This window comes from Halosimplex marinum (assembly GCF_051414075.1).
Taxonomy (GTDB): Archaea; Halobacteriota; Halobacteria; order Halobacteriales; family Haloarculaceae; genus Halosimplex; species Halosimplex marinum.
The window spans coordinates 978740-998987 of record NZ_JBLKNY010000004.1 but is presented as its reverse complement, the minus strand read 5'-3'; the positions used below and the strand labels follow the sequence as shown (position 1 = coordinate 998987).

Below are 20248 nucleotides of genomic sequence, written 5' to 3'. Positions count from 1 at the left end.
GGGGAAAGTATCACCGATGTCTTATAAAATGCCCCCTGAAGCGAATACTCTTCAGAGAGAGTTGGGATATACGGCTTTGTGACGACCCCGAGTACTACAAAACGCATTTGTCATTCTGAGGTGTCTATGCGGATATGAATGATGAAGACCTCGTCGATGCCGAGGTCACACACGAGGCTCCCGACGATATCTCAGACGTGTTCTCGGCCGAGACATCGGAATTTCCGTTTCACCGTCTCACTGTCGTTGCAAACCGGCTGAACGCGGGTCAACCTGACACGGAACTCCGGTCGCTCTCGAGCGTCGATGAAGAGCAGGTCAAACTGCTCGAACACCAGGTTGACGCCGCCCATCGGGCGCTGTTCGAGATGGACGGGAAGGCCTTGCTCGCCGACGAGGTCGGCCTCGGGAAGACCATCGAGGTCGGGATGATTTTGAAGGAGATGCATTACCGGGCGACGGATGATTCGGTTCTCATCTTGACGCCCGCTCAACTCGCAAAACAATGGCAGGGCGAACTCCGGGAGAAGTTCGGCCTCGACTTCGTCTGCAACTACGACGACGAGTTTCAGGGATTCGACGCCCACGACCGTATCATCTCGAGTATTGACACGGCGAAGAGCGGCCGATACCGTCACAGCGTCCTCTCCCGAAACTGGGACGTCCTCGTACTGGACGAAGCCCACTACGTCAAGAACGAGGACACCGATCGGTACGAACTCATCGACAACCTCACGTACGACTACGCGTTCTTCCTCACGGCCACCCCGATTCAGAACGAGCTGACTGACCTCTATAACATCGTCTCCCTGCTACGGCCGGGCTTGTTCGGCAGCCGGGAAACGTTCCACCATTACTTCGTGGACAACGGACAGGACACTCTGGTGAACCGCGACGAGCTACAGCAGCGTCTGCACCAAGTGATGATCCGGAACCGGCGGGCCGAGACTGACATCGACTTCACTAACCGCGAGATCGATACGCGCACGTTCCAGCCGAGCAGCAGCGAGCGCGAACTATACGACGCCGTGACGGACTACGTCCGAGAGGCGTACAGCGAGGATCGGGGACAGAAGTTGGTGTTGATGATGCTGCAAAAGGAGGTCGTGAGCAGTCCGGCGGCCCTCGAGAAGACGATTCGAAAACAGCTAGACGAGAATAACGAACTCACGCATCGAAGCGAACTGGAGACGATTCTGGAGAAGATCAATGCCATCGAGACGGTGACGAAACAGGAGCGGCTCTTCGATATCGTCGAGGAAGCCCGTGAACACGTCGAGATGGGGCGGGTCATCGTGTTCACGCAGTTCCGGGCGACCCAACAGCAGGTCTTGGAATCGCTTCAGGAACAAGGGTACACGACCCACGCCTTTCACGGCGGACACTCAAGTCAGGAAAAAGAAGACATCGTGGATCGGTTCCGGGAGGAAGGCGGGGTTCTCGTCTCGACGGACGCTATGAGCGAGGGGCGAAACCTCCAGTTCTGCAACATCATGGTGAACTACGATCTCCCGTGGAACCCGATGAAGGTAGAACAGCGTATCGGTCGGATCCACCGCATCGGCCAGAAGCGAGAGGTGTTCGTGTTCAACATGGCGCTTGAAGATACGATCGAGGAGTACGTGCTGGAGCGGCTGTATCACAAGATCGACCTGTTCCAACAGACCGTCGGAGAACTGAGCACGATCCTCACGCGGCTCGAAGACTCCGGGAAGGGGTTCGAAGACGAGATCTTCGAACGGCTCGTCAACGCGGACTCCGAAGCGGATCTCGAAAACGACTTCGAGGCGATGGCAGTTGACCTTGAGGAACAGCAGGAGCTCTCCGAGAAGGTAGAGAACTTCAACAGCGCCGTCTTCGAGAACTTCGACCTGGGTGCGACCGATGACTGATGCCACGCTCCCCGTCACGCAGTCGAGACTAGCTGCGTTCGCTAGAGAGTATCTACAAACCATTGGCGCATCCGTCCACGAGGACGGACCTCGATGGCGCGTCAACCTCCCCGACCACGTCGATGTCGCGTTCGGCGACGGGAGCGAGTTCGAGGTCGTCCTCGGAACAGACTCCAGCGAACAAGGAGGACAGGATGAATTCGTTCTGGCCCCTGAGAGAGAATTCGCTCAACAGTTACTCGACGAAGCGGTTTCGATATCCCCCGTCGGTCGGCTATCAGTTACCGACGAACTCTCGGGAGGCGAGTACCAGTATCCTGACTGGGTCGTAGAAAGCGACCTCCAAGTCGTTGATGCTTCGTTCATGCCATATTACGATCGTGAGGCGGTGTTCACGGTCGTGCGGATCGGCGTCGAAACGGTGAGCGAATACCAGACACAGCTCCTCGAAGCCGTCAGCATCGACGCTTCGTCACAGGAGGAATTGACCGGGATGGCCGAGACTGTCCTGCAATCCTTCTACGACCCCAGGGACGAATCCGAAGGTAGCGATTGGGAAGACGACTGTACCGAGTCGGTCGGAACGGAAGTCTTCGAAGCAGCCGTCAGCGAGTGCCAGCAAACTGCGCTTGAAAACGTTCGTGAAGCCATCGCCGATATCCGTGAGTCGGCCTCGCGTGCTGCCGATGCCGAGTTTGATGAGTACCGACAGCTACAGAATCAACAACTGAGCGACCTTCGAGATGAAATTGAGTCGGTGACGAACCGTCTTCAGAACGTCGCGGACGACGTCGATACCGCGTCCTCCCACGAAGACAGGGTTGATGCCCTGCAAAAACGAGAAGAGCTCCAAGCGAAGCAAGAGGAACTCGAGCAGAAGCGAGCAGACATCCTCGAGTCGAAACAACAGGGATTCGAAGACGAGCGACGCGAGATCTATCAGCGTCATCAGCTCGGAGTTCGGACGAAGCCAGTAGCGACTACCCTAGTCTCGTACGAACGTGGCGAAATCGAACTCCGACTAGCTGATTCCGAGCGGAAAAAGACTATACGAGCTCCCTACGCAGCGGGTGCCGGATATACAGACACAGTCAACTGTCCAAGTTGCCAGGCGACGCTCTCGTCTGATAATCCCGTCAAGATGGGGGTCACGGGATTGCAGTGTCGGCAGTGCACATGACAACTGATTCTCGCTGATAACGAGACAGAGAAAACGGGCCTCGGTTACGAATCTCGCCACACGCTGTTAGGCGTCCTTTATCGGTTTGTGAATCGTTCAGGGGCGTTCGTAGAGTTTGAATTCGGTCACTCGACCTTGGTTACGGGCCGCGTCGAGTAACGACTGACAGGTGTCAATACACACTCCGACTTCAGTACCGAGTTCGTCGATGTACCGTCTGGCTTCGGTCTCCTTGTCGAGATGAGCGCCGCAGAGCTGGCACCCCCTCTCGTCGATGTAGTCCTCGCCACGGGTCTCCGTTACTACTCGCCCAATGATGAGGGGTTGGATGAATCGCGGAGGATACAGCTCAGACCAATCCGCGACGTAATTGAGCGAATCGCCAGGCCAGCGCTGGGGATTACGGTGTGAGCGACTCTCGATGGGTGAACCCGACGACACGGCCGATGGATTCGTCCCTGAGGATATGGACGAGCAGGAAGCCATCTGCTGGCGGGGTATCGTCGGCTGAGACGACGAACTTCGGATGTGAGGCACTCGTTGCTGTTGCCTTTGTGTCGATCGTCGTCTGGTGATTGATGAGGTCGTGATCCCAACCGGAGTCTCCGTCCGGAGAATGTGTTCTGCTTGGTCGAGTGGGAGTCCCGCTGTCTCTGCCACCAGTTCGCCGAGATCATCGACGAGTTGATAACGTGGCGCCGATTCATCTGGTGGGTCATCTTTCCAGCAGTTCCGCGATCCTCTGCTCATGGGCAAGAAATCCGTATTGAGCGGTCTTAGGCTACCTTTTGAGGTGAATTGATTCGTTTCCGGGAGTGAGGGAAATACAGCTACAGAACGTCTTCCAGCTCACTTAGCCCAAACAGCGACCAGTTGTCGCCGACGTTGTCAGCGAGCCCATCAGCGAATCCGCTCTTCGAGAACAACGCGAATTCCTCGTCACGCGTGTCCGATCCCCAGCGAACACGCTCGGCTTTCTCCCGCAGTTGCGACACGAGGGCCGAACCAACCGGCTCGTTCGTCCATTTACATTCCGCGAACAAGATCCGGTCGGCGTCCGGGGCGAGCCCGACGATGTCGATCTCGTCTTCGCCGTACCACCACCGCCCGACCTCGGAATACGACTCGAGTTCGCCACGACGGACCGCTTCCCAGACAGCCTCCTGACAGCCATCCTCGAACGTCGTTGCGACGTGGTCGGGAAGGTTCGTTTCGATGGTTCCGTCGTAGACGACGTCGGGTGCTTCTTCGATGCTGGAGCGATTCGGCTCCACGAACCGGAACCAGAATCGGAGGAACTCGTCGGCCACCTGGTACCGCGACCGCTTGGACTGCTTTGCCGACGCCGTCACGGGCACTTTGCGGTCGATCAGCCGCAGCCGCCGGAGGGTCTGGAGGTACTTCGACAGCGGTCCCGAATCGATGCCGGTCGCCCCCGAGATCTCGTTGGGCGTCGTGTGTCCGGTTGCGATCGCCTCAAGTATGCTCATGTATCGCGCGGGGTTCCGTAGCTCCGTGCGGAGGAGGAATTCCGGTTCGTTGTACAGGACGGCAGTCGGGGAGAGAACATGCGCCCGAATGTTCTTCTCGAGGGGTTGGTCGTAGTCGAAGAGGGTGAGATACATCGGTGTGCCGCCCGTGACTGCGAATGACCGGATCGCGTCCTCGAGATCGTAGGCGATGACGTCCCGGGCCTGCCGGAAGGAAAACGGCTGCACGTCGATTTGGCCCGTGCGGCGACCGTACAGCGGGCTCTCGTGGCCGAGCACTTCTGATTCCATCGTGCTGACGCTCGAGCCACACAGCACGAGCATCGACTCGGTCCCCTGGAGTTGCTCATCGACGAACGACTGGAGGTAGGACGGGAGGGAGTCGTTTTCCTCCACGAGGTAGGGGAATTCGTCGATAGCGACGACGAGTCGTTCAGTCGTAAGTTTCTCGCCGAGGTAGTCGAGGGCCTCGTCCCAGCCGTCGATACGGGGCACGCGGTCGTCGAAGTAGTCGGCCACTTTTTCGACGAACTTCTCGCGCTGCCGGTCTTCGGCTTCCTGGGCCGCCAGAAAGTAGATGTGCGGCCGGTCGGCACAGAGTTCCTTGAGGAGTCCGGTTTTCCCGACGCGACGCCGGCCGTAGACCACGTAGAAGTCGTGGCCCGGTGACTCGAACGCCGTGTCGAGGGCGTCGAGTTCCTCCGCCCGGTCGTAGAAGGTCATACTCTGAGTAATGATTACTGCGATAATGACTTATATCTACCTCTCGGGCTCACCGTCACCCCCCATCTTCATGAGCTGGTGATAGACGAGCCGGTCGCGGTCGAGCGAGGTGCGATCGATGAGCGGCGGGTCGCCGCTAGCGCGACTGGCGGACCGCTCAGAAGTGGCGTGTGTCGGACGGTGAAAACCGCGAAAAGTGAGGTTCCGATTAGGCGTCGGGGCCTTCGTCGCTGTTCAGCGTCGAGGAGGTGTCGCCCTCCTGCGCCTGGTAGACAACGTCGATCTCGTAGTCGGAGTTGACCGGAACGTTCACGTAGTCGCCGGAGAGGACAGCACTGTCGTCACCACTGGCCTGACTTGCGTTCCACTGACCGGTCGAATTGATGTGTAGATTCACGTCCGAATCAGCCCATTCGGCAACGTCGTGACAGGCCGTCCACAGGTCAGTGTCGGCACCATTGGTACAAGTGTCACTCTTCCAGGAATCGGCGTCGTCAGCCTCGTCGTAGGATTGGTTGATCCCACTCCCACGGATGTATAATTCCTTATAATTTACCGAATCACCACCCTCATGGGACACCTCAAGCACACCCGCGTTCGGCTGGCCAGAATCTTCGACCACTTGCTCGTAGTCGAAGCCGATCGTCGCGGTTGGTGCGCCCTGCTGTGCCTGATTCCCGAGTCCGAGCACGAACGATGCGATCACGGCCGCGAGGATCACCGTGATCGCGACCATCAGGATGACGCCGATGACCGGCGACACCGCGTCGTCGTCGTTGAGTAATTGCTTTAGCTGCATGAGTGCGATCGGCAACAATCCGGATAGTATGTTAAAAGATACCTGTTGTTTTGTGGTACTATCAGTCCAGGCACACCTATCGAGTCGCTTCACTGTGAGACAAACAGGTCAAGCGTCTATTGAATCCGAGCGAGACAGTTTATACCTCGGAAAACCGGGATGGACCCGGGAGATGCGGTGAACAGCACCAGAGCGGGACACCAGTGACGGGTTTGGTGTCAGTTGACCGGACGCCAACCAGCCCAGAGCCCGTCGGCGGTCGCGGTGCAAGAACGAATATTGTCTCAACGAACTAAAATTATCCGGGCGGAACTTACTCGTCGTCTTCGAATGACCCCTCAGGCGATTCCCGGACCCGGTCGAAGTAGTCACTCACCCGGTCGGGCATCCCCCCCCCCCAGTTCGTCGTCGCTCACAGGTCACTCCCGTTCCTGATGTCGTGCCATCGCTCGAACCTCTTGATGTATCGTTGCACGTTCTCACGTAAGTCGTCTTCGGCGTGGTCGAACCCCTCGGCGGCGGGAACCGGGCCGTACACGTCTTTCACGTCGACTTTCTCGCCGTCGCGGTAGATGTCTATGTGCAGCCCCTCGTCGGTGATGTCGTGGCCGCCCTCGGCGTCGCGATCGTGGTCGTACCGGACGACGGGTCGCCAGTCGCCGTCCAACCAGCCGTCTCAATCGGCCCGCCGTTCCCGGATCAGTTCGTCGGTCGTTCTGACGGCGTCGGCCACGCGCCGGGGCGAGGCGTCGATCGGCTCCAGCCCCATCCCGTGCTCACAGGCGACTTCTCCGACGACCTCCAGATCGGCCTCTCCGACGCCCAAATCCGCCAGCGTCACGTCGAGGTCGATCTCGAACAGGAGGTCGAGCACGTCCGAGACGGTACCGGGGTCGGCGTCCCTTGCGACGAGCTCGGCGACGGTACCGAAGCCGACGAGCAGGCCGTGGGGTTCGCGGACGCCGGCGTTGGTGAGGCCGATCTGGACGGCGTGGGCGCCGGCGGTGCCGCCGCTCTCGAAGCCCAGCCCCGACAGCAGGGTGTTGGCCTCGACGACGCGCTCGACGGCCGGGGTGGCGGCGTCGCGGCGGACCGCGGCGAGGGCGTCGGTGCCGTGCTCGCGGACGCGGTGGTAGGCCTCCTCGGCAAGCGCGCCGGCGGCGAAACTCGACGCCCCGTCTGCGTCGGTACGCCCGCCGGTGGCGGCGACGGCCTCGGCCTCGAAGCGGGTCGCGATGGCGTCGCCCATGCCGTAGGCGAGAAAGCGGGCCGGCGCCTCGGCGACGACGGCGGTGTCGACGAGGACGAGTTCGGGGTTGCGGTCGCGGTGGCGAACCTCGCGGAAGTTCCCCGCGTCGTCGTAGACGACGGCGACTGTGCTGGTCGGGGCGTCCGTGCTGGCGATGGTGGGGACGACCGCGAGCACGGCGTCGGTACGGTCGGCGACAGCGGTGGCCACGTCCATCGAGACCCCGCCGCCGACGCCGACGACGAGATCCGCGCCGGCGGCCGCGGCGGCGTCGACGTGGTCGTCGAGCGCGGGGTCGGTACAGCGGTCGACGCCCGCGGCGGTGTCGGCCACCTCGATCCCGGCGTCGGCCAGCCCCGCCGAGACGGCGTCGCCGGCGGTCGCGAGCGCGGTGTCGCCGCCGAGGACGTACGCGCGTTCGGCGTCGAGGCGGTCGAACTCGGCGCCCGCGTCGTCGAGGGCGCCGGCGCCCTGAACGTAGGCGCGGGGAGAGATGAACCGTCGGTTCATGGACGGCTATGAGACGGGGAGTGGGTAAAGCGTTCGGGGACGAGCCGGCGAGTCCTTCGGTCGCGCGAACGCTTATCCGGGTCACGGCCGACACGCCACCATGACCGAATCAGACCGGATCGTCGTGTTGAACCAGCCCGCACACGGGGTTCCAGCGAGCGAGTACGCCGCGGAACTCCGGTCGCGGCTCCCGGGCTACCACGTCAAGCTCCCGCGAACGGAGGGGGAGACCCGGGAGACGATCGGCACGGCCCGGATCGTCACCGGGATGCACATGGACGAGGAACTGCTCGCGCGCGCCGACGACCTCGAACTGTTCGCCGGCGGCTCCGCGGGCGTCGGGCACCTGCCGCTCGACGCCTTCCGCGAGCGCGGCGTCGCTGTCACCAACGCCTCGGGCGTCCACGGGCCGAACATCGCCGAGCAGGTGGTCGGCTGGCTGCTGGGCTTCGCACGGCGCCTCGACGAGGGGTGGCGCCGCGAGCAGGACAACACCTGGCAGCACTTCCGCGGCGGCGAGTTCCAGGGGTCGACGGTGACGGTCGTCGGCATGGGCGCCATCGGCGAGGCGGTCGTCGAGCGCCTAGAGGGGTTCGGCGTCGAGACGATCGGCGCCCGCTACAGCCCGGAGAAGGGGGGACCGACCGACGAGGTCGTGGGGTTCACCGACGCGGACGCGTTCCAGGGAGCGCTCTCGCGGTCGGAGTACGTCGTCGTCGCGGCCCCGCTGACCGACGAGACGCGCGGGCTCGTCGGCGCCGCGGAGCTGTCAGCGATGCCGACCGAGGCCGTCCTCGTGAACGTCGGTCGGGGACCGATCGTCGACACGGAGGCGCTGGTCGACGCGGTCCGCGGGAACAAGCTCGGCGGCGCGGCGCTGGACGTGACCGACCCGGAGCCGCTGCCTGCCGACCACCCGCTGTGGGAGTTCGACAACGTCCGGATCACGCCGCACAACGCCGGCTCGACGCCGAAGTACTGGGAGCGGCTGGCCGACATCCTGACGGAGAACGTCGAGCGGATCGACGACGGCCGCACCGACGGCCTCCGGAACCAGGTCGTCACGCCGGGCGGGGAGTGACCCAGGGGAGTGAGCCGGGGCCACGCGGCTCGATGCAGCGAGCGGGTCGGCCTCATACGGATTATTGCAAGCGTTTCCCGGGTCGACCACACGCAGTCGTGCGGTCGATCCCGGAATGACTTGCAATAATCCGTATCAGTGGACGGTGACCTCGCCGTCCGCGACGGTGATGTCGAGCAGGCTGGTCGCCTCGTAGTCGGTCTCGTCGAGGGCGCTGTCACTTACCTTGTTGAGGACGACGACGATGTCGGCCACGTCGGCGCCGATGTCGTCGAGCGCCTGGGTGATCGCCGCGAGCGTGCCGCCGGTCGAGAGCAGGTCGTCGACGACGAGCACCCGGTCGCCGTCCTCGATGTCGTTGATGTACATCTCCGAGGAGGAGTACCCGGTGGATTTCTCCAGGGAGACCTCCTCGGGCAGGCCGTACTCCCGCTTGCGGATCACGACCAGGGGGATGTCGGTCTGCAGCGAGAGGGCGGTGGCGACGTGGATGCCCATCGCCTCGGGGGCGACGATCTTGTCGACGTCGAGGTCGGCGTTGCGGACGATGCCGACGACGACCTCCCGCAGGAGCGCGGGGTCTAACATCGGGACGCCGTTGCTGATGGGGTGGACGAGGTACTCGTAGCCGTCCTTGTCGACGATCGGCGCCTCGTGCAGCGACGCGCGGAGCCGTTCCATGCCTGGCGGTAGCCGAGCGACGGGAAAAAGCTCCTCATTCGCCGGCCGCGGCCGCCGGGCGGCCGCGCGGCGAAGCCGGGCGGTGCGTCCCCGAACGCGGGTCGCGAGCCGACTTACTCGGGGACCGAACCCTCGACGCCCTCGACGTAGCTGCCCATGTCCTGGAACAGCGTCGCGTCGTCGGCGTCGGCGAACTTGCTGTCGGCCCACACGTCCGTGTCGCCGCTCTCGATGGCGCTGTGAGTCTCCTCGACGCTCGACTTCACGTCGTCGGGTACCTCCGGTCCCCACTCGGAGAGCCCGATGATCCCCTCGTCGAGGCCCTCGAAGTAGAAGTCCGACTCCCACGACCCCTCGTGGACGGCCTCCAGGGTGGGCCCGTAGAACTCCTCCCAGTGCCAGATCGGGGAGGTGACGTAGTTGTCGCCGCCCTGTTCGAGCATCGGGGCGTCGTAGCCGGTCGCCCAGATGTCCGCCTCGGCGGCGGCCTGGACGGCCGCGGCGGAGTCCTGGTGCTGGGCCATCACGTCGACGCCCTGGTCGATGAGCGCGTTGGCCGCCTCCTGCTCGGTCGGCGGGTCGTACCACGTGTTCGTCCAGCGTACCTTCGTCGTCGCCTCGGGGTTGACCGACCGCGCCCCGAGCGTGAAGGCGTTGATGCCGCGGATGACCTCGGCGATGGGTAGCGCCGCGACGTAGCCCAGCGAGTCCGCCTCGGTCAGCATCCCCGCGGCGATGCCGGCGAGATAGCGCGCCTGGTACATCCGCCCGAAGTACCGGCCGAGGTTCTCGGCCGTCTGGTAGCCCGAGCAGTGCTCGAAGAGGGTGTCGGGGCTCTGCTCGGCGACCGAGACCATCGTGTCCATGTACCCGAAGGTGTTGCCGAAGACGATGTCGTAGCCCTCCTGGACGTACTGCTCGAAGACGGTCCGCGCGTCGGCCGGGGCCACGTCTTCGGAGAAGTCTGTCTCCAGCCAGTCGTACTGCTCGTCGACGGCCTGGCGGCCTTGGTCGTGCGCCCACGACCAGCCCTGGTCGCCGACCAGGGAGTTGAACACGAACGCGGCGCGGACGGTGTCGGTCCCGCCCGAACCGCCGTCGCCGCTCGTGGCCGTCCCGTCGCCGCTGGTCGGCGTGGTGTCGCCGCCCGACGAACAGCCCGCCAGTCCGGTCGCGCCCGCGAGTCCCAGTGCCTTGATCGCCCGTCGTCGTGTGATGTCTGTCGCCATGGTGTGTCCCGTGACCTGTCGCCGCCGACCGGCGACCCGCCGACCGGGCCCCCGCCCGACCGCTCCTCGTCCGATAGGGATCGGTGGGGGTCCATAAGGCTACCTATAGCGGACTACGTACGCCTATTAGGACTATCGAGACCCTCTAGGCACGGCCGCCTGCGACCGGCTACCCCGCGAACCCGTCCCACGGCGCCGGTCGCGGAACGGTATATTCAAGGACGTTCGCGGCCGTCCCGGATCGTAATGGACGAGGACGCGTTCCTCCGGATGTCGGGCGTCCGAAAAGAGTTCCCGGGCGTCGTCGCCAACGACGACGTCGACTTCTCCGTCCGCCGCGGCGAGATCCACGGTCTCCTCGGCGAGAACGGCGCCGGCAAGAGCACCCTGATGAAGATCCTCTACGGGCTCTACGACGCCGACGCCGGGAGCGTCCACCTCGGCGGCGAGCCCCTGGACCTGGACTCGCCCAAGGACGCCATCGACCGCGGCATCGGCATGGTCCACCAGCACTTCAAGCTCATCCCCCGCCTCTCCGTCGCCGAGAACGTCGTCCTCGGCGAGCGCGAACCCGCCGGCCCGTTCCGCGACCGTCGCAGGGCCGGGACCGCCGACGGCGTCCCTGGCGTCGACGGGGCTGACGGCGCCGATGGGGGCGACGACACCGACGAGTCCGACAGCTGGCTCCCCGAGGCCGTCCGGACGAACCGCGTCGCCCGGGCGCTCGCCGAGCGGTTCACCATCGGCCTCGACGCCTCGGCGGCGGAGATCGAGGCGCTGGCCGACGACTACGGCTTCGACGTGGACGTGCGCGCGCCGGTCGCCGAACTCGACGTGGGCGAGCGCCAGCGCGTCGAGATCCTCAAGGCCCTCTATCGGGACGTGGACCTGCTCGTCCTCGACGAGCCGACGGCGGTGCTGACGCCGACCGAGGCCGAGCGGCTGTTCGAGACCCTGCGGACGCTGGCCGACAGCGGCATCTCGATCATCTTCATCACGCACAAGCTCGCGGAGGCGACGGCGGTCACCGACCGGGTGACCGTCCTCCGCGAGGGCGAGGCCGTCGGCACCGTCGAGACGGAGGCGGTCGACCAGGCCGAATTGGCGCGGATGATGGTCGGCCGCGAGGTGCTCTTCTCGCTCGACAGGGAGCGCGTCGAGCCGGGCGACCCAGTGCTCGATGCGAGCGGGCTGCGCGCCGAGGACGACCGCGGCATCGAGGCGCTGTCGGGGGTCGACCTGTCCGTCCGGGCGGGCGAGGTCGTCGGCATCGCCGGCGTGAGCGGCAACGGCCAGCGCGAGCTGGCGGAGGTGCTCGCGGGCGTCCGCGACCCGACCGCCGGGACCGTCGCCGTGGACGGGCGGGACCTGACGGGCGAGCCGACAAGGGCGTTCGTCGACAGCGGCGTCTCGTTCGTCCCGGAGGACCGCCACGAGTACGGCTGCGCCGCGGAGCTGTCGGTGATGCACAACGCCGCGCTCAAGGAGTTCCGCGACGGCCGCTTCGACGACGGCCCCTTCCTCGACTACGACGAACTGGAGCGCTACGCCGAGGCGGTCGTCGACGAGTTCGACGTGCGCGGCGTCCACGACGTGCGCGAGGTGTCAGCCGGCGACCTCTCCGGCGGGAACCTCCAGAAGCTCATCCTCGGGCGGGAACTCGCGCGGGACCCCGACCTGCTCGTGGCCCACCAGCCCACCCGCGGGGTCGACGTGGGCGCCATCGAGTTCCTCCGCGAGGCCATCCTCGACCAGCGCGCCGAGGGCACCGGGACCGTCCTCATCTCCGAGGATCTGGACGAACTGTTCGACCTGTCGGACCGCCTGCTGGTGATCTACGAGGGCGAGATCGTCCACGAGACGACGCCCGAGGCGGCCGACCGCGAGCGCGTCGGCATGCGGATGACCGGCGGCGCCGACGACGGCGGCGGGGCGTCGGAGACTGGCGAGAGCGACGGCGCGGACACCGACGCCGCGGACCGCGCGATGACGGACGGCGGGGCGACCGGACCCCGGAGCGCCGAGGGGGACGGCGGACCGGACGACGGCAGCCGGGGCGACGACCGGGACGCGCTCCCGGGGGGTGAGCGGCGGTGAACGTCTCGGTCGAGCTGGAGGCACGCGAGGACGTGCCGGCGTGGCTGGCCTACGGGACGCCCGTGTTCACCGTGGTCGGCGCGCTCGCGCTGTCGGCGGTCGCGCTGGTGGCGCTGTCGGTGAACCCGCTCGCGGCCTACGGGACGATGTTCGTCGAGACGCTGACCGACCCCTTCGGGCTGCGACAGACCGCGACGCGGACCGTCCCGCTCGTGCTGACCGGCCTCGCCGTCTACCTCCCGCTGCGGGCGGGGCTGTGGAACGTCGGCGCCGAGGGGCAACTGTACATGGGCGCGGTCGTCGGCACGTGGGTCGGCGTGAACGTCTCCCTGCCGACGGTCGCGCTCATCCCGCTGGCGATCGTCGGCGCGGGGGTCGCCGGCGGTCTCTGGGCGGCCATCCCCGGTTACCTGCGGGCGAAGTGGGACGTCAACGAGATCATCACGACGCTGCTTCTGACGTTCGTCGCCATCCAGATCGCCAGCTACCTCGTCCGCGGGCCGATGCAGGGCGGCCTCGGCAACATCCCGGGGAGCGAACAGCTCCCCGCCGCCGCGCGGTTCCCGGCGGTTCCGGTCCTGCAGGTACACGCCGGCTTCCTGGTGGGCCTGCTCGCGGTCGCCGCCACGGCGGTCCTCGTCGCCCGGACCCGCGTGGGCTTCGAGATCACCTTCGTCGGGTCGAACCCGTTCGCGGCCGCCCAGGCCGGGATGAGCACCTTCCGCGTCTACCTGCTGGTCTTCCTCGTCGGCGGCGCGTTCGCCGGCATCGCCGGCTTCAGCGAGATATCGGGCGTCCAGGGTCGGCTCCGCCCGGAGTTCTCGCCGGACTACGGGTTCACGGCGATCCCGGTCGCCCTGCTCGGGCGGAACGGCGCCGTCCGCGTCCTGCTGGCGGCGGCCTTCTTCGCCGTGCTGTTCGTCGGCGGGTCGAGCATCGAGGTGACCTACGGCGTCCCGGCGGCGCTGGTCGACGTGATCCAGGCGCTGGTCATCCTCTGCCTGATCACCGCCGAATTCTTCAAGCGATACAGCGTCGATCTGGAGTTCGCCGACGAGCGGACGCCCGCCGAAGGCGAACCGGGAGGTGCGGCCTGATGGCGAGCCGAGCGCCGCGACCGGCGACCCGGTCGCCGCGGCCGGCGGGGGGTGCGGTCTGATGTCGGGGTTCGCCGCGGGACTGCTCGACGCGGCGGTGCGGGCGTCGACGGTCTTCATCTTCGCGGCGCTCGGGGAGATCATCAGCGAGCGCGGGGGCGTGCTCAACCTCGGCGTCGAGGGGATGATGCTCGTCGGCGCGCTCGGCGGGTTCGCCACGACGGTCGTCACCGGCAGCTACTGGCTGGGCTTCCTCGCCGGCATGGCGTTCGGCGCCGCGCTGGCGCTGATACACGCCTTCCTCTGTATCACGCTCAAGTCCAGCCAGGTGATCAGCGGCGTCATGCTGACGCTCCTGGGGACGGGGCTGACCACCTACTTCGGGACCGACTGGGTCAGCGAGTCCATCGACGGCTTCCCCCAGATGACGCTCCCGCTCGTCGGCCAGTACCTCGTCGGGATCCCCGTCATCGGCGAGGCGCTGTTCCGCTCGACCGCGCCGGACTTCATCGCGCTCGCGCTGGTCCCGGCGGTGTGGTGGTTCCTCTTCCGGACGAACCTCGGCCTCGAAGTCATCTCGGTGGGGGAGGACCCCGAGACGGCCGACACCATGGGCGTCGACGTGTTCAAGATGCGCTACCTCTGTGTCCTGCTGGGCGGCGCGTTCGCCGGCGCGGCGGGCGCGCACCTCTCGCTGGCGTTCTCCCAGCTGTGGGCGACCGGGATGGTCGCCGGCCGCGGGTGGATCGCGGTCGCGCTGGTCATCTTCGCGCAGTGGCGGCCCGAGCGGGCGCTGGTCGGCGCGTACCTGTTCGGCCTGCTCGACGCCCTCCGGCTGCGCTCGCAGGGGATCGACCTCGCCTTGGACCCCGGCGCGCCGCTGGCCGGCGTCGTCAACCCGCTGCTGGAGCTGCTGATGCACCCGACGATCATGGCGACCTACCCCTACCTCGCCACCATCGTCGTGCTGGTCGTGACGGTCGTCCGGTTCGACGACTCGCGACTGGGCGCGCCGTCCGCGCTGCTGGAGCCGTATAGCCGCGAGACGGACTGAAACCGGCGGGACCGCGGGGGCGGGGAGACGGGCGGGACCGCCGCCCGCTCAGGCTTTCTCGATCCGGTAGGGGTGGTCGACCTTGAACGCGCTGTAAGCCAGCACGCCGTGGGCGAGGAGCATGACGGCGAGGAAGACGACGTTCCACAGCGGGTTGTTGTACCAGATCAGGTCGATGCCCCAGGAGCCGTCGACGAAGGGCCACAGCGGCTCGATGGGCGTCGAGATGTCCGGCGCCGACAGCATGTCGGCGAAGACGTGGCTCAGCCAGCTGACGAGGACGGCGCCGGTCGCGAACACGAACATGCTCGACGAGTCGAATCGGTCGCCCTGGACCCACCCGTCGACCCGGTCGGTGAGCAGCCAGGCCGCGAGCGCGCCGGCGACGAGCGCCGCCGCGACGGCGAATATCACGGTGTGGGTGATCCCGTGGTGGTGGAAGGCGTCCGGGAACGCCATCGCGAGGTACTTGTCCCCGTCGGGTATCGGTGCCACGACGGCGGCGATGGCGACGAACACGACGCTGACCCGGTCGTGCCAGACGAACCACGCCGGGAGCGCCCAGAGCAGTGCCATCGCTACGTGTCCCATTACGTCGACCATTGCGACCGGATTTGGGCGCCGAACGGAATAGCCCGGCGGCCTGCAGGCGCAACCGACTCGCGGGCCTGAGACGGCTACTCACGCGGGTCGCCCTCGCGGAGCGCCGCCAGCTCCGCGCGGGTGTTGACGTTCGTCGTCGCCTCGGCCAGCGGCGCGTCGACCGCTTCCGCCGCGACACGCTCGACGGCCAGCCCGTCGAGCAGCGCCATCAGCGCGTCCCCCGCCGCGAGGTCCCCCAGCGCGTGGTCGAGCGCCGAGCGCCGGTAGAGCGCGTGTAGCGGCTGGTCGTACCCGTCGACGATCGGGACGACCGCCTCGGGCCGCTCCCCGCCCTCGGTCGCGGTGCGCTCGGTGGCCGCGTCGGTCGCGGGCAGTCGCGCCCGAAGCGCTTCGATGCTCTCGGGCGAGACCAGCGGCATGTCGCAGGCGCAGGCGAACAGCCACGGCGCGTCGGTCGCCGCGACCGCGGCGGCCAGTCCCGCCAGCGGCCCCGACAGCGAGGGGTCGTCCCGGACCGGCTCGACGGGGCGGTCACCGAGCGCGTCGCCCAGCCGCTCGGCCTGCTCGTCAGTCGCGACCGAGAGCAACGGCGGCCGATCGGTCGCCGCGGCGACGGCGTCGACCGCGCGGGCGACGAGCGGTCGCCCCTCGAAGGTCGCAAGCGCCTTGTCCGCGTCGCCGAAGCGGGTGCTCCGGCCGCCGGCGAGGACGACCCCGCGGACCCGCGGGCGGTCCGGGTCGCTCATACGCTCCCCTGGGGCGGCCTCGGATTTGTGGCTGTCCATCGGACGCGGCCGCTCGGGCGGCCAGTCGCCACGCTCGAACCGCCGGTCGCCCCGCCCGAACCGGTGACGCGGAATTTACAAGCCGCCGGGCCGCCGAGTACGGGTATGCAGGTCCTGGGGATCGCCGGGCCGTCGGACTCGGGCAAGACGACGCTGGTCGAGCGCCTCGCGGACCGGCTCGCCGACCGCGGGCGCGTCGCCACGGTCAAACACCTGAAGACCGAGCCGACCGTCGACACGGAGGGCAAGGACACCGCCCGTCACCGCGCCGCCGGCGCCGACGCCACCTGCGGGATCACCGACGACGCCGGCTGGTTCGCGACCGGCGCGGAGCGCTCGCTGACGGAGACACTCGACGAACTGGCCGCCGACTTCGACTACTGTCTCGTCGAGGGCTACAGCGACCGGCCGCTCCCGACGGTCGCGCTCGGCGGCCGCGACCACGCCGGCGAGACCGTGGCGACGGCCCCAGAGGCCGACGCTGTCGACCTCGAATCGGTGGTCGCCGCCCTCGACGACCTCGAACCGTACGAGTCGCTGGCGTCGCTCGTGGCCGAGGTGAAGCGCTCGCCCGACGCCCGCTACGCCGGCGCCGTCGCGACGTTCACCGGCCGCGTCCGGGCGCAGGACGGCCCCGACGACGAACCCACCGAACACCTGGAGTTCGAGAAGTACGACGGCGTCGCCGCCGAGCGGATGGCGGCGATCCGCGAAGAGCTCGAAGCGCGCGACGGGGTGCAGGAGGTCCGACTGCACCACCGCACCGGCGTCGTCGAGGCGGGCGAGGACATCGTCTTCGTCGTGGTGCTGGCGGGCCACCGCCGGGAGGCCTTCGAGACCGTCGAGGACGGCATCGACCGGCTGAAAGACGAGGTGCCGCTGTTCAAGAAGGAGGTCACCGTCGACGAGACGTTCTGGTCCCACGAGCGGCCCGAGCGGTGAGCGGCGACCCCGGACCGGCCGCCGTATTCGGGCGTGAGACTTTTTGAAACCGACCGCGTACGCCGAGAGGATGGAGAGTCACCCCTCGCCGTCGGATCCGGGTGAGTCGGTGTTCGAGGTCGAGTTCACGATCCGGGACCCGAAATATCCGTTCGTGGGCGCTTCGGAGGCGGAGACGTGCAGGTTCGAACTCGCCGAGATGGTCCCACGGCAGGACGGGGAGTACGCGGAGTTTTTCGACGTTGCGGGGACCGACGCCCGGCGGATCGCCGAGCAGGCCGAGGAGTTCGAGACGCTGGAGGCCAGAGTCGTCGAGGAGTGGGACCGGGGCGGCCTCGTCGAGTTCGTGGTCGACGGCGACTGCCCGGCGATGGCGCTGGCCGAGCGCGGCGCGCTCCCGCGGGAGGTCCGGAGCGCGGACGGGAGCGGGCGCATCAGGGCCGAGATCCCCCCGCCGTACGACCCGGGAGAGGTCGTCGACTCGTTCCTCGACGCCGTCCCGGAGGCCGACCTGGCCATCAAGCGACAGGTAGACTCGCTGACTCCGCTGTTATCAGGCGCCCCTCTCCGGGAGGCGCTGCACACCCACCTCACTGACAGGCAGCGCGAGGTACTCCGAACGGCGCTGGAGGCGGGTTACTACGAGTGGCCCCGCGAGGCCACCGGCGAGGATGTCGCCGAGCAACTGGGAATCTCCTCGGCGACGTTCTCCGAGCACGTCCACGCCGCCGAGCGCAAACTGTTCGCCGCGATGTTCGACGCGGCCGACCGGTGACCGCTCCCGGAGGCGGGGAAACGGGCCGATTCGGCCGTTCCGATTAGCTACGGGCGGTCACGCGGCCGTCGCCGGTGACGGTCACCTCGCAGGACTCGAAGCGGAACCGGAGCCGCCCCGCGAGGGAGCCGGTGTCGCGGTCCGGCGCCACGACGCGTTCCAGCGCCGCCGCGTCGAGCGCGTCGTACAGCGGGTCCAGTTCGAGCGGGTCCCGCCCCGTCTCCGCCGCGACCGCCTCGACTATCGCCGAGAGGAGCGTGCGGTCGCCGTCGTGCCGCGTCGTAGTGCTGTCCGAATCCGTGTTCGCTGGGTCTGTCCGGTACATACTGAGAGAAGTCCCTCGCTACCCCAACCAGAGCGGATAACCGCAAAAGCCCGGTCCCTACAGTTCGAGGGTGTGCCGTCGTCGGCGCCGGTCGGCGGGCGGGCTCAGCAGTGGGGCTCCCACCGCTGGACGGTGACGGTCTCGCCGGCCGCGACGCCTTCGAGGCTCTCGGGGACGACGACCCAGCCGTCAGCGGCCGCCACGGACGAGAGGACGCCCGCGCCGCCCCGCACGGGTTCGACCGACCCCTCGCCCGTCTCCCGGACGCGCACGAACGACCGGACGCCGACATCGCTCGCGACCTTGCGGTCGAGCGTCGCCTCGAACTCGGGGAACGGTTCGGGCTCGAACCCGCCGGCGCGGGCGACGGCGGGCCGCAACAGCTGGACGGCGGTCACGAGACAGGAGACGGGGTACCCGGGCAGGGTCAGCACGGGCGTGTCGTCGACGACGCCGTAGCCGACCGGGTGGCCGGGTTTGAGCGCGACGCCGTGGCCGAGCACCTCGCCCAGGTCGGCCACCACGTCGGCGATGAGGTCCCGCTCGCCAACCGAGGAGCCGCCCGTCGTGACGACGATGTCGTGGTCGGTGTCGCGCTCGACGGCCTCCCGGAGTGCAGCCTCGTCGTCACCGACGATATCGCGGTAGGTGGCCGCTCCGCCCCAGCGCTCGACCAGCCGCGAGACGGTCAGTCCGTTGGTCTCGGTCGTCTCGCCGTAGCCGGGGTCGAAGTCGACGAGTTCCTCGCCGGTCGGGACCACGCTGACGGTCGGTCGCTCGTGGACGGACACGGAGCGGTGGCCGCCGGCCTTCAGCAGACCGAGATCCGAGGGGCGGAGCCGCCGGCCGGCGTCGAACAGCCGGTCGCCGGCCGCCACGTCCTCGCCGGCGGGCGCGACGTTCTCGCCGGGCGCGACGGCGGCGAACACCTCGACCCGCTCGCCGCGGGCCTCCGTCTCCTCGACTTTGACGACTGCGTCGGCGCCGTCGGGCATCGGACTCCCCGTGTGGACGTAGCGGGCCCGCCGGGCGCCCACGTCGCCGTCGGTCTTGTCGAGAGCGGCCGGCGAGCGGTCGCCGGCGTCGTGGGTGTCGGTCGCGCGGACGGCGTAGCCGTCCATCGCCGCGCGGTCGAACCCCGGCACGTCCCGCGTCGCGTCGACCGGTTCGGCGAGCGTCCGTCCGTCGGCCTCGGCGACGGGGACCGACTCGGCCCCGGTCGGCGGGTCGACGACCGATAGCAACTCCTCGCGCGCGGCGGCCAGCCGCGTCACCTCCGTGAAACCCTCGTGTCCCATTGCCGGCGGTTCGGCGGCTGGGACAAAAAGCCGTCCGGGACCGCAGTCGTGTCCACGCCGCGAGGTCGCGGCGACTACCACATCGGCGCGGCGATTACCGCATCGACGCGGCGTCGACCACGAGGGTCCGGTCGACGGAGATCCACGTCGACATCCGCTCGACGCCGGTCGCGTCGGGCGGGTGGATCGTGCATCGGTCCGGCCGGTCGGCGTATCGAACGAGCGCGAGTTCCAGCGCCGGCGGGTCCGTCCGGCCGGGTTGGTCGGGGCCGGTCGACGGGGAACGGGGCTCGGAGACGGCGTCGTCCGCTGGCTGGGGTCGTCCCGACATCGTGTTGCTCACTCGAAGGGTGTCGGGTCGCCCACAAGAGGGCTGCTATGAACTCACAATAGCGCAACGTAGCGGGCAAGAGCGGACGCGAACCGACCGGACGGGAA

General features: G+C 67.3%; 19 protein-coding genes. 8 read left to right on the top strand and 11 right to left on the bottom strand.

Features of this window, described 5'->3' with window-relative positions; genetic code table 11:
- Positions 1–134: 134 nt before the first annotated feature.
- Both ACMGFI_RS13155 and ACMGFI_RS13150 read left to right on the top strand, forming a co-directional pair.
- A complete protein-coding gene (locus tag ACMGFI_RS13155; protein WP_436910196.1) occupies positions 135–1892 on the top strand; it encodes a DEAD/DEAH box helicase in 1758 nt (585 codons plus the stop codon).
- Positions 1885–3072, top strand: coding sequence for a hypothetical protein (locus ACMGFI_RS13150; protein WP_436910195.1), 1188 nt, complete (start codon positions 1885–1887; stop codon positions 3070–3072). Before ACMGFI_RS13155 ends, ACMGFI_RS13150 begins: the two co-directional genes overlap by 8 nt.
- Before the next feature lie 830 nt (positions 3073–3902).
- Here ACMGFI_RS13150 and ACMGFI_RS13145 read toward each other — a convergent pair.
- From ACMGFI_RS13145 to ACMGFI_RS13130, 4 genes are all read right to left on the bottom strand, one after another.
- Positions 3903–5285: an ATP-binding protein gene (locus ACMGFI_RS13145; RefSeq protein ID WP_436910194.1), complete on the bottom strand. Its 1383-nt coding sequence runs from the start codon at positions 5283–5285 to the stop codon at positions 3903–3905.
- 208 nt (positions 5286–5493) lie between these two features.
- Positions 5494–6084 carry a type IV pilin domain-containing protein gene (locus ACMGFI_RS13140; RefSeq protein ID WP_436910193.1) on the bottom strand — a complete coding sequence of 197 codons (591 nt, stop codon included), beginning with the start codon at positions 6082–6084 and terminating at the stop codon, positions 5494–5496.
- 412 nt (positions 6085–6496) lie between these two features.
- Complete coding sequence (locus tag ACMGFI_RS13135) at positions 6497–6751, bottom strand: DUF7718 family protein (RefSeq protein WP_436910192.1); 255 nt, start codon at positions 6749–6751, stop codon at positions 6497–6499.
- 9 nt (positions 6752–6760) lie between these two features.
- Positions 6761–7843 carry an iron-containing alcohol dehydrogenase gene (locus tag ACMGFI_RS13130; protein WP_436910191.1) on the bottom strand — a complete coding sequence of 361 codons (1083 nt, stop codon included), beginning with the start codon at positions 7841–7843 and terminating at the stop codon, positions 6761–6763.
- Between the two features lie 100 nt (positions 7844–7943).
- Between ACMGFI_RS13130 and ACMGFI_RS13125 the strand changes: the two genes are divergently transcribed.
- On the top strand, positions 7944–8924 hold the full coding sequence (locus tag ACMGFI_RS13125) for a D-2-hydroxyacid dehydrogenase (protein ID WP_436910190.1): 981 nt from the start codon (positions 7944–7946) through the stop codon (positions 8922–8924).
- Positions 8925–9059: 135 nt separating this feature from the next.
- Here the strand turns inward: ACMGFI_RS13125 and hpt are convergent, their stop codons facing one another.
- Together hpt and ACMGFI_RS13115 are read right to left on the bottom strand one after the other, a co-directional pair.
- Positions 9060–9605 (bottom strand): hypoxanthine/guanine phosphoribosyltransferase, encoded by a 546-nt coding sequence (hpt, locus tag ACMGFI_RS13120; protein WP_436910188.1) that lies wholly within the window; start codon positions 9603–9605, stop codon positions 9060–9062.
- A gap of 113 nt (positions 9606–9718) precedes the next feature.
- Positions 9719–10834: a BMP family ABC transporter substrate-binding protein gene (locus tag ACMGFI_RS13115; protein ID WP_436910187.1), complete on the bottom strand. Its 1116-nt coding sequence runs from the start codon at positions 10832–10834 to the stop codon at positions 9719–9721.
- A gap of 246 nt (positions 10835–11080) precedes the next feature.
- On the opposite strand from ACMGFI_RS13115, the gene ACMGFI_RS13110 reads away from it, so the two are divergent.
- From ACMGFI_RS13110 to ACMGFI_RS13100, 3 genes are all read left to right on the top strand, one after another.
- Positions 11081–12931: an ABC transporter ATP-binding protein gene (locus tag ACMGFI_RS13110; protein ID WP_436910186.1), complete on the top strand. Its 1851-nt coding sequence runs from the start codon at positions 11081–11083 to the stop codon at positions 12929–12931.
- Positions 12928–14028, top strand: coding sequence for an ABC transporter permease (locus ACMGFI_RS13105; RefSeq protein ID WP_436910184.1), 1101 nt, complete (start codon positions 12928–12930; stop codon positions 14026–14028). Before ACMGFI_RS13110 ends, ACMGFI_RS13105 begins: the two co-directional genes overlap by 4 nt.
- Before the next feature lie 61 nt (positions 14029–14089).
- On the top strand, positions 14090–15082 hold the full coding sequence (locus ACMGFI_RS13100) for an ABC transporter permease (protein ID WP_436910183.1): 993 nt from the start codon (positions 14090–14092) through the stop codon (positions 15080–15082).
- A gap of 48 nt (positions 15083–15130) precedes the next feature.
- Here the strand turns inward: ACMGFI_RS13100 and ACMGFI_RS13095 are convergent, their stop codons facing one another.
- Complete coding sequence (locus ACMGFI_RS13095; RefSeq protein WP_436910181.1) at positions 15131–15673, bottom strand: metal-dependent hydrolase; 543 nt, start codon at positions 15671–15673, stop codon at positions 15131–15133.
- Positions 15674–15759: 86 nt separating this feature from the next.
- Positions 15760–16431, bottom strand: a complete 672-nt coding sequence (gene mobA, locus ACMGFI_RS13090) for a molybdenum cofactor guanylyltransferase (protein ID WP_436910180.1) — start codon at positions 16429–16431, stop codon at positions 15760–15762.
- Between the two features lie 144 nt (positions 16432–16575).
- Between mobA and ACMGFI_RS13085 the strand changes: the two genes are divergently transcribed.
- The gene (locus ACMGFI_RS13085) at positions 16576–17412 is read left to right on the top strand and encodes a molybdopterin synthase (protein WP_436910179.1); all 837 of its coding nucleotides are present in this window, start codon (positions 16576–16578) and stop codon (positions 17410–17412) included.
- Positions 17413–17482: 70 nt separating this feature from the next.
- Positions 17483–18187 carry a helix-turn-helix domain-containing protein gene (locus ACMGFI_RS13080; protein WP_436910178.1) on the top strand — a complete coding sequence of 235 codons (705 nt, stop codon included), beginning with the start codon at positions 17483–17485 and terminating at the stop codon, positions 18185–18187.
- Between the two features lie 43 nt (positions 18188–18230).
- Here ACMGFI_RS13080 and ACMGFI_RS13075 read toward each other — a convergent pair whose 3' ends face one another.
- The 3 genes from ACMGFI_RS13075 to ACMGFI_RS13065 all read right to left on the bottom strand — a co-directional run bounded on the left by ACMGFI_RS13075 (position 18231) and on the right by ACMGFI_RS13065 (position 20141).
- A complete protein-coding gene (locus ACMGFI_RS13075; RefSeq protein WP_436910176.1) occupies positions 18231–18512 on the bottom strand; it encodes a HalOD1 output domain-containing protein in 282 nt (93 codons plus the stop codon).
- Between the two features lie 104 nt (positions 18513–18616).
- Positions 18617–19810 (bottom strand): molybdopterin molybdotransferase MoeA, encoded by a 1194-nt coding sequence (locus ACMGFI_RS13070; protein WP_436910175.1) that lies wholly within the window; start codon positions 19808–19810, stop codon positions 18617–18619.
- Positions 19811–19904: 94 nt separating this feature from the next.
- Positions 19905–20141, bottom strand: a complete 237-nt coding sequence (locus tag ACMGFI_RS13065; protein ID WP_436910173.1) for a DUF7511 domain-containing protein — start codon at positions 20139–20141, stop codon at positions 19905–19907.
- Positions 20142–20248 lie beyond the last annotated feature (107 nt).

Coding starts and splice junctions, on each gene's coding strand:
- ACMGFI_RS13155 (WP_436910196.1), top strand. CDS start 135: ATGAATGATGAAGACCTCGTCGATGCCGAGGTCACACACGAGGCTCCC.
- ACMGFI_RS13150 (WP_436910195.1), top strand. CDS start 1,885: ATGACTGATGCCACGCTCCCCGTCACGCAGTCGAGACTAGCTGCGTTC.
- ACMGFI_RS13145 (WP_436910194.1), bottom strand. CDS start 5,285: ATGACCTTCTACGACCGGGCGGAGGAACTCGACGCCCTCGACACGGCG.
- ACMGFI_RS13140 (WP_436910193.1), bottom strand. CDS start 6,084: ATGCAGCTAAAGCAATTACTCAACGACGACGACGCGGTGTCGCCGGTC.
- ACMGFI_RS13130 (WP_436910191.1), bottom strand. CDS start 7,843: ATGAACCGACGGTTCATCTCTCCCCGCGCCTACGTTCAGGGCGCCGGC.
- ACMGFI_RS13125 (WP_436910190.1), top strand. CDS start 7,944: ATGACCGAATCAGACCGGATCGTCGTGTTGAACCAGCCCGCACACGGG.
- hpt (WP_436910188.1), bottom strand. CDS start 9,605: ATGGAACGGCTCCGCGCGTCGCTGCACGAGGCGCCGATCGTCGACAAG.
- ACMGFI_RS13115 (WP_436910187.1), bottom strand. CDS start 10,834: ATGGCGACAGACATCACACGACGACGGGCGATCAAGGCACTGGGACTC.
- ACMGFI_RS13110 (WP_436910186.1), top strand. CDS start 11,081: ATGGACGAGGACGCGTTCCTCCGGATGTCGGGCGTCCGAAAAGAGTTC.
- ACMGFI_RS13100 (WP_436910183.1), top strand. CDS start 14,090: ATGTCGGGGTTCGCCGCGGGACTGCTCGACGCGGCGGTGCGGGCGTCG.
- ACMGFI_RS13095 (WP_436910181.1), bottom strand. CDS start 15,673: ATGGGACACGTAGCGATGGCACTGCTCTGGGCGCTCCCGGCGTGGTTC.
- mobA (WP_436910180.1), bottom strand. CDS start 16,431: ATGAGCGACCCGGACCGCCCGCGGGTCCGCGGGGTCGTCCTCGCCGGC.
- ACMGFI_RS13085 (WP_436910179.1), top strand. CDS start 16,576: ATGCAGGTCCTGGGGATCGCCGGGCCGTCGGACTCGGGCAAGACGACG.
- ACMGFI_RS13080 (WP_436910178.1), top strand. CDS start 17,483: ATGGAGAGTCACCCCTCGCCGTCGGATCCGGGTGAGTCGGTGTTCGAG.
- ACMGFI_RS13075 (WP_436910176.1), bottom strand. CDS start 18,512: ATGTACCGGACAGACCCAGCGAACACGGATTCGGACAGCACTACGACG.
- ACMGFI_RS13070 (WP_436910175.1), bottom strand. CDS start 19,810: ATGGGACACGAGGGTTTCACGGAGGTGACGCGGCTGGCCGCCGCGCGC.
- ACMGFI_RS13065 (WP_436910173.1), bottom strand. CDS start 20,141: ATGTCGGGACGACCCCAGCCAGCGGACGACGCCGTCTCCGAGCCCCGT.